Here is a 12,835-nt window from a genome sequence, read left to right on the forward strand (position 1 = left end):
CTGTTTGAAGGGGAGCACTGCTTTCAACCCAAGAACTGAGAACGGGAAAATTTCCCTTCCTTCAGCATATAGGCACGAGAATCCAAAGTAAACAATGGAACGCTGGAAGAGATGTGACTTGAACAGAAGCGTCAAAACAGCCCCAATGAGTGGTCATTGGTCCTCGATTCCATCTTGAGCCAATTGGTAATATCCACTATTTTTCACAATTAACCGACCGGACAGCGCAGCTGGAACTGCTTCAATCTGCAAGGACGCATGATGAACACTTCAAAATTCGTGATTACACTGGCACTGATGGGATTCGCTCTCACCGGGTGTAGTGGTGCCAGAGACTCCAAATCTAGCGGAAAACCAGAACAACGGCAGCAACAGGCAGAGAGCCCGTTGCCTGATTCAGAAGAAGAACAGGCCGGTTCAGCACCAGATAAGAGTGTGTCTGGGGAACAAAAACATGAGACCGTTCGCGTGTTCTATGGCACGGATCGTAACTTGACAGGCTCCACTCAACCCAAGCAATTTTTTGGTGCCGAACGTGCCAGCCTGTCACTCGGTTTTTGCGATGTCAGCATCCCGAAAACCCACCAGGAAGGAAAACTGGAATCGCCGAAGATCTGGAAACTGGAATTTCGGGAAAATCCGGATAAGCATGTTGTGTTGAAGTCGGTCGAGCCAGCATCCGGCTCCGAGTTTCTCACGACTCTGCGCGAAACGATTCAGAATTCGATCGAAGTTGAACAGACTCCCGAAGGAGAAGTCAGTACAGGCGGAGAAGCATTTATCTTTATCCACGGCTATAACAACTCATTTGAAGACGCTGCACGCCGAACTGCTCAAATCGCCTATGACCTGAAATTCAAAGGGGCACCTTTGATGTATAGCTGGCCTTCCCAGGCAAAAGGCTCACTCTGGGCATATAAAGAGGATGCGCGTACCGCACAGTGGTGTGAAGAGAATGTGACCCTGTTCGTTGAAGCGATTGCTTACGAATCGGGAGCCCGCAAAATTCATCTGATCGCGCATAGTATGGGAAACCGGGTATTGTCGCGTGCGTTGAAGAACATTTCACAAAAACTGGCTGCCTCCGGAGAAACGCAGCCACTGTTTAATGAAGTGATTCTGACTGCCCCGGATATTGATGCTCAGATTTTCAAAGATTCGATCGCCCCCCATATTGTTCAGACAGCGAATCGCTTTACCATTTATTCTTCTTCAGACGATCTGGCTTTGAAAGCCTCGCGCGTTGCCAATTCGTTCTGGCATGAACGGCTGGGAGAAGGGGGATCCTATCTGACTGTATTCCCGAAATATAAACAGATCAATGTCGTTGATGCTTCCGACATCGATACGAACCTGTTTGCATTGGGACACTCTTATCATGCCGACAATGTCACTGTTCTGTCTGATGTCAAACAGGTCTTTCAAGGCGTCCCTGTCGGCGATCGTGGACTACGATCCTTACTGGAGAACCTTGCCTGGAAATTCCAAAGCAAACGCAGTCTTCTCGGACGCGTATTCAAAGGCACATTTCGCTAAGCGGATTCCCTTCAATACTATAAAAAAAGAGCACACAAAGAAGAACTTCAAAGAATTCTTGCTCTGTGTGCTCTATGATTCAATACCGCCACTTTCGCAGCTGATTGAGATTAACCGAGGGGAAACGGCTCCGGTTCCAACAGGAACGGGAAGACGCGAATCGGTTCGCCCATTGTCAGATCATCGGGATAACGGAGTTGGGCAGCACGGTCAGCGGCAAACTGCAGCTTGGTTAATTCCAGTCCGCAGTAATGGTCAGCATTGGATTCAGCAGCGACATCGGCAAAGACTTCACCGGCAGAAGCAGCATGACGTCGAACGCCGTGAATACTACCTTCCCGAACTTTGATTCCAGCAGCGGACAGCTTCACCAGTCCTTTTAAGAACCGGCCGGGAATCGAATCGGGACCACAGACGCGTAACAGACGTTCCCATTCGTCGTGGGCTTCCCAGTAGAATCCCAGGTTGAAATAATCAATGGCGTTCAAATAATTTCGATGTTCTACCCAGTTATCCTCGGTCAACGCCTTCGGGGGTTTGGGTTTATTACCGTAGCTGTGTCCCTTAGGATCGCGATAGGGATGCGGCAAGTTTTTGCCAGGAACAAAAGTATATTCCGGCAGCCGGGACGAAGGTAATAAACGCACAACATCAGCAACAGGATAAACCATCCTTTAAAATCTCCAATTTCTCTTTTACTAGCTTAGGTCAACAGGTTCTTGGGCCATCTGCACACGATCTATTTTCTGTGCACGATGATTCCGAGTGATAAAGTAATGTCAGGTCATACCTAACTTATTTATTCATAAGAGGTTCCGTAACGATAGCGCTAAACCTCACTATTTGGGCTCCGCCCTCTTTCTATCAGGGTGGCTCGTAATCGGCTCAAGTAACAGCATTGATTTAATGACGCATTGAGCAAAGGGGCAGGAAACTGAAAAACAAGCTGAAATCGCCTGTTCTACAAGCCTTATAGTGCCATCATATACGAGCATTTTCTAACATAAAGAGCAGATTTTATAATTTGGAGTATTTTCGCAAATTTCACTGTTTTCTAGTTCCAATCAGGTGAAATAGCGATGAAAGAGGAGTCCGTTTTCTGCTGAGACAAACATTGAAAGTCTACTTACTGAAATGACTTACACTGCTCTCTATCTCTACCGTGAGAGTAAACCTGTGAAAACAGTCCCTGCCCGTCAGGGCTTGGGAGAAGCCCCCTTGGCAGCTTTCTGACGTGCCTCTTCCGCTCGTATCTTTCGAGCGGAGATACTGCGAAATTCCCAGGGAAGCTTGCTGTTTTCCGGCAGGGAATCCAGCACTCGTTTCAGCTGAGTGTGGGACTTCAGGCTCGCCCCCTCTGTTCGCATGCGCTGGGAGTCTGCCAAGTCATGCTGTTCCAGCGGATCTTCTGAGAGGTCATAGAATTCACCAGAGGAATAGAGTTTGAATCTTTGATCTCTTACCACCCGCTGTTTGTAATACTGAGTCAGACACCAGGGACGCCAGGGCTTATTGAGAGGCTGATTTAGAATTTGCGGGGCGAACGACCTCCCGTCAATAGTGACTCCTTTCGGAAGCGGCGCCTTGGCCAGCTCCACCAACGTTGGCAGGATGTCAGAAACGTCGATCAGGTCATCACTGATTCGCTCTGATCCCACCAGCTTGGGACAGTTCACAATCAACGGCATATTGATGCCCTGCTCTTTGAGAGAATAAATCCCCTCAGCAGAAATACGTCCGTTGATACGGCCCCCCAAACTTTGTTCCGCGTTCTGGTCCGTCCCGTTGTCGGTGCCATTATCGGGAACAATAAACAAAATCGTATTGTCGCGAATGCCGAGCTCGTCCATCGCTTTGACCAGGCGACCGATCAAATGGTCCGAATAATTCAGCATGCCGGCAAATTGTTCACGCGGCGTCAACTCTTTCCCCAGATTGTGCGGCGTATGAACGACGGGGATATGCGTCAGGATCGCCGAATAGTAAGCACAGAACGGCTTATCGCGATGCGTTTTCATATACTCAATCAGATAGTCCGTAAAAATATCCGGACCGAATTTCCCCTTCGTATCCAGTCGCTTTCCATTCTGAATGACGTACGGGTCCCAATACCGTTTTTTATGAGCCGGGTGTCCTTTCTTGCCTTCAGGAAAGATGCAGTATTCCTGGAAGCCATGCTTGATCAGGGCGTCTTTCTGTTCCGGATCGAACAAGTCATTGATCTGCCACTTTCCGGAGATGCAGGTGTCATAACCGGCGTCTCTCAAGATGCGGGCAAAACAGATCTCCCGGTTCCAATCGAAATAGCCACCTCCATAAATCGCCGGGTCGTGATGAGTATGCCAGCCGGAGCGGAAGGGATAGCGACCTGTCAGCAGCATATGCCGCGTTGTACTACAGACGGGTGTCACGTAACAGTTGCGGAACCGCAGTCCGGTATAAGCTAGATGATCAATCGTTGGCGTCTGATTTTCCTCGCTGCCATAACAGCGAAACCAATCCTTGCCGACGTTATCGAGCAGAATAAAAATGATATTCGGTCGTTTGTCTGTTTTTTCTGCGGCCGACAACTGAGTCAGATTCAGCGCTAACAGACAGAACAGAATACAGCCGGATTGAGTCAGACGTTTCATAAGACTTTCAATTCTCATTTTGGATTGCAAGTTTCATTTCTGCAGGCTCGATCTGAATCACGGCCGTTGATTCTCCACGCATTTTCTGAATCTGAGGAATCACTTTCTGTGTCGCGATATACCAGGCCATACCCAAAAGTAACAGAAAACCGATGCCCGCTAAAATATTCATCACAGGACCATTACGATGTTCGCCCATGACTTTCTTACTACTTGTCAATAACAGCAGTGCCCCAGCGGCCAGGGGAGCTGCGACGACTGTCACCGCCTGAGCGGCTACGATCGCCACAACCGGTTTCGTTCCTGACTCGATAACATACATCGCAACGAACATTCCGATAAGCAAAACTGCTGCCGTCAAAATGCGTGTCGATTTATCTTGTGGCGTCCCACCCAGACCGAGACTGTCAGAAAGAATAAAGCCGCCGATCATGGAATTCACGATGAACGAAGAGTAGGCAGCAGAGAACAGGCCGATACAGAACAAAATCTGACCTTTGTCTCCAAACAACGGCTGCAAGGCATTTCCCACATCGGCAACGCTATTCAATTGCTGACCACGGAGCTCGGCGGCGGCAGTGGACATGAGCATAATGGTTATCAACGCCATGATTGTCGCACTGATACAGGAATCGATGCGACCATCTTTCAGATCGGCAACCTTCCAGCCTTTGAAACGAGCCAGATAAGACTGATAGAAGGCGGCGGTAATCACGAATGTCGTTCCCACCAATCCTAACAGAGAAATATTGAGAATCGAATCCAGTCCGTCACCACCGTATCCGGGGATCACCCCCTCCGCCATTTCCAGCAGATTCGGCTTGGCGAAAATAAGGTTGATCGCAAACGAGAGCAGCATTAACCCGACGAAAACGGACATCAGCCGTTCAACCAGTTTATACAAGTTCTTAAAGCCGAACAGAAACGCAATCGAAATGGCATTGAAGAACACAATCCCGTATTTCAGATCGGTATAAGTCTCGATTGCCGAATGCACCCCCAGATTATTCCCAAACTGATAGGCAGCAGAAATGAAGAAGACGCCACAGCCAATCACAATCGTCAGCGGCCTGCCCACAGTTTTCGCCAGCAGGGTACACGTCGATTCACTAGTTACCGTCCCCAGCTTGGCTCCCAGTGAAGTATAAACCAGCATAAAGATCACAGAGACCAGCACGACCCAGATCATGCTGTAGCCTTCTTTTGCTCCCAAGTTGGAACTGGTCAAAATACTACCGGGCCCAATCACCACACAGGCAGTGACTAAACCGGGACCAATCCGCTGCCACCAGTGTGGCCTGACCGTTGTTGCTTGTTCTTCACTCACGTTACCGGGTATCCTTAAGGTGTCACTCAAAGTCGTTCAGATAAAACATATGTGACATTTATTATGCGAATCTGGCTGCGTTACACAATCCAATTCGTAGTTTGTCCGGTTTTATTTTGGAAACAGCCGTTGTACCATTTACGATAGGATTCTGGTCTGTCCACAAACAAAATTGGCTTCCCGTTTCCCGCTATTGCACAGCGCCGCACTAATATATGCATAAATAAAGGATGGTCTCGTGAAAATTTTACTGAACGCCTTCTGCCTGATGGGATTGCTTTCGGGGCTCTTCGTGGCATCAGCATCTGCCGCACCACAAACAAAGCAGCCCAACTTTATTGTCATCTTCTGTGACAATCTCGGCTACGGTGATATCGAACCGTTCGGCTCCACAGTCAACCGTACCCCCTGTTTGAATCGGATGGCGCGAGAAGGACGCAAGTTTACTCATTTTTGTGTCACCGCCGGTGTCTGTACTCCCTCGCGGGCTTCGATTATGACCGGCTGCTATTCCCAGCGCGTGGGAATGCACTGGAATCCGCGCGATGGCCAGGTGCTGCGGCCCATTTCCCCGTACGGCTTAAACCCGGAGGAAATCACGGTCGCCGAAGTCCTCAAAAAACAAGGTTATACAACTGGCATGATCGGGAAATGGCATCTGGGTGACCAGCCGCCTTTCCTGCCCACCAAGCAAGGCTTTGATTATTTTTACGGCATTCCTTACAGCGACGATATGACCCAGGCGGTCGGAAAACGAATTGGCGATCGACTGGACGGCAACCGCTGGCCTCCTCTGCCCGTGATGCTCAATGACAAAGTCATCAAAGCAGGCGTCGACCGCAATCTTCTGACCAAAGATTACACCGAAAAAGCAGTCGAGTTTATCGAACAGAATAAAGACCAGCCGTTCTTTCTCTATTTTCCTCAAGCGATGCCTGGCAGTACGAGTAAACCGTTTGCCAGCGAAGCCTTCCGCGGCAAGAGTAAAAGTGGTCCCTGGGGAGACAGTATCGAGGAGCTTGACTGGTCGACCGGACAACTTCTGGACAAGCTGGTTGAACTCGGCATCGAAGACAACACGCTGGTGATCTGGACCTCAGACAATGGCTCGCCGATGGCCAAAGATATGAACAGTACAGAACGAGGCACCAACAAGCCACTCAACGGTCGCGGCTATACCACCGCCGAGGGCGCCTTCCGCGTTCCTACAATCATGTGGTGGCCCGAAACCGTTCCCGCAGGAACGGTTTGCAACGAACTGGCAACCACCATGGATCTGCTGCCAACCTTTGCATTGCTCGCTGGTGGAACCGTTCCCTCAGATCGCATCATCGACGGTCATGATATTCGCCCGTTAATTGAGGGTAAACCCGGTGCTAAAACGCCTTATGACGTCTTTTATTATTATGCGATGGAACAACTGCAGGCCGTGCGCAAAGGTCCTTGGAAATTATTCGTGCCCTTGAAAGAATTCAGCCGACATCCTCACTTCAAAAAGGGAGAGGGTTCAAAACCACTGTTATTCAATGTGGTGACCGACATCAGCTCGGAGCATAATGTTGCTGACCAGCACCCGGAAATTGTCAAAGAACTGATGGCGCTGGCAGATAAAGGTCGTGAGGATCTGGGGGATACGAATCGTCCTGGCGCCAACCAACGGCCGGCAGGTAAAATTGAAAACCCCGTTCCTCCCACACTGAAAACCACTTCCACAAATTAGTCGTGAAGACAGCTTTGAGCTAACAACTTTAGACAGAACATACCGAAAGTCACCTGATGCACCCCCTGGAAATCGACTGTCAAACAGTCAAGCAGAAACTCGACACCAACCATCATTTTGTACTGCTCGACTGCCGGGAACAGGACGAATATAATCTCGTCCATATCCCGGAATGCCGCTTACTGCCTATGAGCGAAATTCAGCAGCGGGTTTCGGAACTGGACGAACATCGCGAAGCAGAAATTGTCGTCTACTGTCATCACGGCATGCGGAGTCTGCAAGTCACCGCTTGGTTGCAGCAGGAAGGTTTTACCAATGTTAAAAGCATGCAGGGAGGCATCGACGCCTGGTCTTGTGAGATCGATGATTCCAAAGCGCGATATTGAATGGCGGCAGTAAAATCGGCTTGATATAATTTTTGAACCACTTTGATTCTTTCACTTTGATCTCTACATTGGGAGTTGAGCATGTCATACGAGCAGGTACTGTTTTTGTTTCCGGTCATCGCAGGCATGGTCTTCAGCAATGCCACCAACAGCGTCGCAGCTGAAAAACCACTCGTCTTTATCTCCGCATTTGCCCCGGGTGACAAAGGGGCCATACATGCTTATGAGTTCAATCCCGAAACCGGAGAATTGAAACTGGTCGAACGAACCACCAATGTGGAACATCCCTTTTTTCTGGCGGTTTCGCCCGATAACAAGTACCTGTATTCGATTCATGCTCCCGGGAAATTTGGAGGCAAAGACAACGAATATGTGTCTGCCTTTGAGCTACAGGGGCGCACCGGCAAATTGAAACTGTTGAACCGGCAATCCTCACTGGGAACCGCGTCCTGTTACCTGGATATCGATCAATCCGGCAAATCGGTTGTCGTCGCCAATTATACCACTGGCAGCATTGCCTCGTTGCCTGTCAAAAAAGATGGCTCGCTGGAAGAAGCCGCCACGTTTGCTCAACACACCGGTTCCAGCGTAAATCCTAAGCGTCAGAAAGAACCACACGCGCATTGCAGCGTCATCAGTCCCGATCAAAAATTTGTTTTCGCCGCTGATCTGGGCTTGGATAAAATCATGGCCTATGAACTCGATTCGAAAACAGCCAAACTCACTCCCAGCCCTCAGCCTTTTGTCCGCACGATTCCCGGTGCCGGCCCAAGGCATCTGACGTTTCACCCCAATGGTAAACAGCTTTACGTGATCAACGAGCTCAAAAACTCCATCACCGAATTCGACTTTGATCCCCAAACCGGCACGCTGATTGAGCAGGAAACCATTTCCACGCTGCCCGAAGACTTCGAAGGGACGAGCTACTGTGCCGATCTGAAGATCACTCCTGATGGCCGCTTTCTCTACGGGACAAATCGCGGGCATGACAGCATCGCCGCCTATCGAATTGACGATGATGGAAAATTGAGCCTGTTGGAAATCGAACCCAGTCTTGGTAAAGGGCCCCAAAACCTGGCCATTACCGCAGATGGGAAATATCTGCTCTGTGCCAATATGCCCGGCAATAATGTGATCGTATTTCAAATCGACGATCAAAGTGGCAAACTGACACCTGTGGGAGATCCCACTTCCATTCCCAGCCCGTCCTGCATTATGATTCGCTAAAGCCAGCTGTCAGGAGGAAGAAAGATTCGACGAATGCAATCTCAGGTTGACTGATCGGCGTCTGCCTGGGAATTCGCTTCGCCTTCGTCATCCCCGTGTTTGGAATCGTATTGATCCATCAGCATCGAAGGGCATGTTTCTTCCTGATCACACTGTTTGCAGACAATGTGAATCAGTTCAGGGCCGGCCAGCTTTAACTGTTTCTCTTCACAAAACTGATACAGTTCTTTTAAGTGCGTGCAAACCATAACGATACCATTCCTTATTTATGATACGATCACTTGAGCCAACCAAATAGAATGACTTGTGATGATGTTTGAATTGTTTCGACCGTATTGTTGTTCGCCGGTCCCTGCTCTTGCAAGAGCAAATTATCTGATTTGATCTAGATCCAGTGGAATCCAGTCAGTTCAACATGTTTTAAAGCTTGAACAAGCAGCCTCTGTTTCCAGAAAATTGATTCCCGTTGGTTGCCCCATTCACCGGCCTGGGTTTAGGATGATGAGAATACAAAGCCGAACTAATATTTAGATTTACAAGTCTTTTCACAACCTACGATCTATCACGCGCTCCGATAACAGAATTAAAAATCACTTTTGAAGCAGGCCCAACATGAATCCTCCCGGCAATCAATGGACGTTTCTGCATGTCAATGACAGTCATATGGGAACCGCACGTTCCTATCGGTTCCGCCCCGCCATTAATAAACGCTGGGCGGCGATTAAACAGCAGATGTCGGAAATCGACGCCGATCTACTACTACACGGTGGCGATCTGACACGCGACGGCGACACTCACGAATTCGAATATCAACAGGCCCGCGAAGATCTGGATACGCTCCCCTTCCCCACGTTTGTCATTCCCGGCAACATGGATGTCGGCAACAAGCATGCCTCACAAACCGGAGTCAAGCATCGCTGGGATCCGAAGGGGCTTGGCTGGAACGACCCCGATCTGAATATGACAGCCAAACGCCTGGACCTGTTCAGCAATTATTTTGGCCCGCTACAATGGTCGTTCCTGCATCGTAATATCCGATTTACCGGCTTCTATGCCGCGGTCGCAGGGACAGGACTGCCTCACGAAGCACGCTTCTGGCGAATGCTGGAACGGCTGCCCGATCTTCCCGCGGCAAAACACCATGTCGCCGTCATGCATTATTGGCCGTTCATGGAACATCCCGATGAACCAGCCTGGGATCTGACGGACGGCGATCAGTATGACAACTGGTATTTCTCGATTGATCCGCCTCATCGACAACGTTTATGGGAAATTCTCAAAGCCTCGAATGTGGAAATTCTGTTCTGCGGTCACGTTCATACAGGACGTCCCGTCCAACACATCGATGGGATTCGACTCTACCGCACGCAGGCAGCCGGGAATACGGGGCAACTGGCTGAACGCTGGCCTGAGGCGGATACCAGTTTCGGCTTTCACCGCTGTGATGTCACAGACTCAGGCATTGACGTGACCTACATTCGGGGAAATGACCAATGCGAAGAATTCGGCACCTTCGGCCCGCTGGGACATCCCCCCATTGAAGAACGCGATTATTCCGTCGCCGAGGAACAACCCCCAATCCAACCTGATGCAGATTTATAAAAAAAGTGGAGTCAACTGTGAGAGTCTCTGTCTACATCGCCACCAGTCTGGATGGATTCATTGCCCGAAAAAATGGCGACCTGGACTGGCTACCCGGCAGTGATGGTACCAGTGAGCAAAGTGAAGAAGATTTTGGATATCACGAGTTCATGGACTCGGTCGATGTCCTGATCATGGGCCACCATACTTTTGAAACAGTTCTCGCCTTCGGAATCGAATGGCCTTACAGCGAAAAACGGGTGATTGTACTCAGCAGTCAGCTTCTTCAAATCCCCAGCGATTTACCGGCGACAGTGGAAGCATCATCCTGCTCTCCTGCCGACCTGATTCAACAACTTTCTGATGAGGGATACCAACGTGCCTACATCGATGGCGGAAAAACCATTCAGAGTTTTCTCAAGGCGGGACTCATACAGGACATGATCATCACGCGCATTCCCATCCTGATAGGCAGCGGCATTTCTCTCTTTGGGCCTATCGACAACGATCGAAAACTTCGTCACATCAACACCCGCACATTTGAAAATGGATTCGTGCAAAGCCAATACGAGCTGGAAAATGAAACAGGCACTTTTCCATTTTTTAATTTGAAGTGAATTACGCGTGTTTCATCTTCCCTCTTGAGTCACCCAGAAACTATAGTGATTCACATCTCGGAACTCTATTGAGGATGGTCCGTTTTAACTCACTTCCCCGATATTGATTCATTGGAAAGGAACTCGCATGACTCTTCGCTTTGCAATTCTCGCAGCCGTCTTCTGCGTTCTTACAAATCCCCTACTATTCGCCGAAGATAAGTCAACCGAAGCGGATGCTGAACTCTTGAAAGCAGTCAAAAAGCTGGATGAAGCGTTCTCAAAGCGGGACAAAGAAACAATTCGCAAAATGACCGATCGTCGGCATATGTCGATCTCCCCCTCTTATCAATTTTTTAACCAGAAAGATCAGTTAAAAGCCCTTCCCGAACTCAAACTGAGTCTTTTTAAGACCGGTAAAAAAACGATCATTCACACTACGCCCCGCTCGGCCCTGATCACCTACGAAGCCAATATCGAAGGCACCTTCGAAGGTAAACAACTCGCGAAGCATGTGCAGATTGTCGAGTGCTGGATCAAACGCAAAGGAAACTGGATCGAAGTCTCATACCAGGAAACTCCGCTTCCTTAATCTTCCCACATCCAAGTAGACGGCATTCCATTGGAATTCCTGGCAGTAAACGGTCTCTGGATTCAAGAGGCATTTGCTGCCTCTTGAATCCAGCCTTGCAACATTTCTCGCATCAGGACCAGTTCGCGAAACAATTGCTTACGATCTTTGTTGGCATGCTCAAAGCACCACGGCCCGCGAAAACCGGCATTCCAGCCAATCTCGAAACAGCGTTTGAGATCATACAACGGATGCTCTCCCTGCGGGCCCAGATTTCGTGCTTTAAAATCACAGGTCACTGCAATCGGAAAGGTCTGTTCCAACCCGGCATAACGGATCGGCTCACTATCCCAGTTTCCGGTATCGGGACAAGCGGCGACATTGTGGCCAATGGCTTCCACCAGCTTGACGACCGATGCCGGATCGTCCTGCATCCAGCCATAATTTTCCACAAGCAACTGCACATTCCGTTCTGCTCCGTAATCGCATAACTCACGATAACTGGCAATATGAATTTTCATATCAGGTCGTTTTACAAGTGGTAATGGGCGTGCCCATTTCAGCCCCAGGTGTGAGGCGACGTCGATGGACTCTTTGTAAGTTGTCAGTGCTTTGGTACGTGTGGCTGCATCCGAACTGTTCATATCCAGATTACGCTGGTTCATTTTCAAATTGGTTAAGACACAACCCGCCTTGTCCGCTGCAGCCCGGACCTGATCGAGATATTTTTTGTCCGTCGACGCCAGGGTTGATGTATTCAGGTCTATCACCGTCATCCCGAGTTCATTTCGCAGAATTCGGGGAAGTTCCAGCAGCGTAATTTTCCCTTTTGTCGCCTGTGGAGCGATGTGCCCTGAAAATGAGGAAGTCGTAATCCCCAGCGTTTTGTTGAGTGGGTTATTTTTCCGCGGCTTGCTTTCGGAATCCGCTTTGAGCGAGGCTGTTCCCAAACAAGAAGCGACCAAAGCACCACTGCCCGCATTCAAAAACTCTCTTCGCGAAATTTTCATTTTTGCTTCTCCGAACAAATACGGTACAATCAAATTTCAATCATAGAGCCTGTTATCGTACGCGATTTTGTAGAACAATGTCATCTACAAAAAGATATTTTCGCTCTGCAACAAATTCGTTGAAACGCAAAACCATGATGCGGGGTATCACTTTCTGAGCTCTTGCCGCCGTCATAGTATCGAAACCATCACTTCTAAAATGGAATTCTGATGAAGCTTCCTGTTCGAATGCCGTTAATGTTGCTACT

General features: G+C 49.2%; 13 protein-coding genes (1 of these 13 running past the window's edge). 8 read left to right on the forward strand and 5 right to left on the reverse strand.

Features of this window, described 5'->3' with window-relative positions; genetic code table 11:
- The first annotated feature begins 258 nt into the window (after positions 1-258).
- Positions 259-1,536 (forward strand): alpha/beta hydrolase, encoded by a 1,278-nt coding sequence (locus tag Pan241w_RS22390; protein ID WP_145220137.1) that lies wholly within the window; start codon positions 259-261, stop codon positions 1,534-1,536.
- Between the two features lie 110 nt (positions 1,537-1,646).
- Here Pan241w_RS22390 and Pan241w_RS22395 read toward each other — a convergent pair whose 3' ends face one another.
- The 3 genes from Pan241w_RS22395 to Pan241w_RS22405 all read right to left on the reverse strand — a co-directional run bounded on the left by Pan241w_RS22395 (position 1,647) and on the right by Pan241w_RS22405 (position 5,496).
- Complete coding sequence (locus Pan241w_RS22395) at positions 1,647-2,207, reverse strand: DUF309 domain-containing protein (protein WP_145220138.1); 561 nt, start codon at positions 2,205-2,207, stop codon at positions 1,647-1,649.
- A 525-nt stretch (positions 2,208-2,732) separates the two neighbouring features.
- Positions 2,733-4,169: a sulfatase-like hydrolase/transferase gene (locus Pan241w_RS22400; RefSeq protein WP_198000084.1), complete on the reverse strand. Its 1,437-nt coding sequence runs from the start codon at positions 4,167-4,169 to the stop codon at positions 2,733-2,735.
- A gap of 7 nt (positions 4,170-4,176) precedes the next feature.
- Positions 4,177-5,496 (reverse strand): Nramp family divalent metal transporter, encoded by a 1,320-nt coding sequence (locus Pan241w_RS22405; protein WP_145220143.1) that lies wholly within the window; start codon positions 5,494-5,496, stop codon positions 4,177-4,179.
- 268 nt (positions 5,497-5,764) lie between these two features.
- Between Pan241w_RS22405 and Pan241w_RS22410 the strand changes: the two genes are divergently transcribed.
- From Pan241w_RS22410 to Pan241w_RS22420, 3 genes are all read left to right on the forward strand, one after another.
- A complete protein-coding gene (locus Pan241w_RS22410) occupies positions 5,765-7,216 on the forward strand; it encodes a sulfatase family protein (RefSeq protein WP_145223475.1) in 1,452 nt (483 codons plus the stop codon).
- A gap of 56 nt (positions 7,217-7,272) precedes the next feature.
- Complete coding sequence (locus Pan241w_RS22415; protein WP_145220145.1) at positions 7,273-7,602, forward strand: rhodanese-like domain-containing protein; 330 nt, start codon at positions 7,273-7,275, stop codon at positions 7,600-7,602.
- Positions 7,603-7,683: 81 nt separating this feature from the next.
- Entirely contained in the window at positions 7,684-8,829 is a 1,146-nt protein-coding gene (locus Pan241w_RS22420) for a lactonase family protein (RefSeq protein WP_145220146.1), read from the forward strand.
- Positions 8,830-8,870: 41 nt separating this feature from the next.
- On the opposite strand, the gene Pan241w_RS22425 is transcribed toward Pan241w_RS22420, so the two are convergent.
- A complete protein-coding gene (locus tag Pan241w_RS22425; RefSeq protein ID WP_145220148.1) occupies positions 8,871-9,077 on the reverse strand; it encodes a hypothetical protein in 207 nt (68 codons plus the stop codon).
- Positions 9,078-9,441: 364 nt separating this feature from the next.
- Here Pan241w_RS22425 and Pan241w_RS22430 point away from each other — a divergent pair, with 364 nt between their 5' ends.
- The 3 genes from Pan241w_RS22430 to Pan241w_RS22440 all read left to right on the forward strand — a co-directional run bounded on the left by Pan241w_RS22430 (position 9,442) and on the right by Pan241w_RS22440 (position 11,598).
- A complete protein-coding gene (locus Pan241w_RS22430) occupies positions 9,442-10,431 on the forward strand; it encodes a metallophosphoesterase family protein (protein ID WP_145220150.1) in 990 nt (329 codons plus the stop codon).
- Between the two features lie 17 nt (positions 10,432-10,448).
- Entirely contained in the window at positions 10,449-11,027 is a 579-nt protein-coding gene (locus tag Pan241w_RS22435; protein ID WP_145220152.1) for a dihydrofolate reductase family protein, read from the forward strand.
- 127 nt (positions 11,028-11,154) lie between these two features.
- On the forward strand, positions 11,155-11,598 hold the full coding sequence (locus Pan241w_RS22440) for a nuclear transport factor 2 family protein (RefSeq protein WP_145220154.1): 444 nt from the start codon (positions 11,155-11,157) through the stop codon (positions 11,596-11,598).
- Between the two features lie 62 nt (positions 11,599-11,660).
- Here Pan241w_RS22440 and Pan241w_RS22445 read toward each other — a convergent pair whose 3' ends face one another.
- Complete coding sequence (locus Pan241w_RS22445; RefSeq protein WP_145220156.1) at positions 11,661-12,587, reverse strand: sugar phosphate isomerase/epimerase family protein; 927 nt, start codon at positions 12,585-12,587, stop codon at positions 11,661-11,663.
- 210 nt (positions 12,588-12,797) lie between these two features.
- Here Pan241w_RS22445 and Pan241w_RS22450 point away from each other — a divergent pair, with 210 nt between their 5' ends.
- Positions 12,798-12,835 carry the beginning of a redoxin domain-containing protein gene (locus tag Pan241w_RS22450; protein ID WP_145220158.1) on the forward strand. Its footprint extends 1,753 nt past the window's final position, so 38 of the gene's 1,791 nt are visible here — the first part of the coding sequence; the start codon lies at positions 12,798-12,800; the stop codon falls past the right edge of the window.

The organism is Gimesia alba (genome assembly GCF_007744675.1).
Classification (GTDB): Bacteria; Planctomycetota; Planctomycetia; order Planctomycetales; family Planctomycetaceae; genus Gimesia; species Gimesia alba.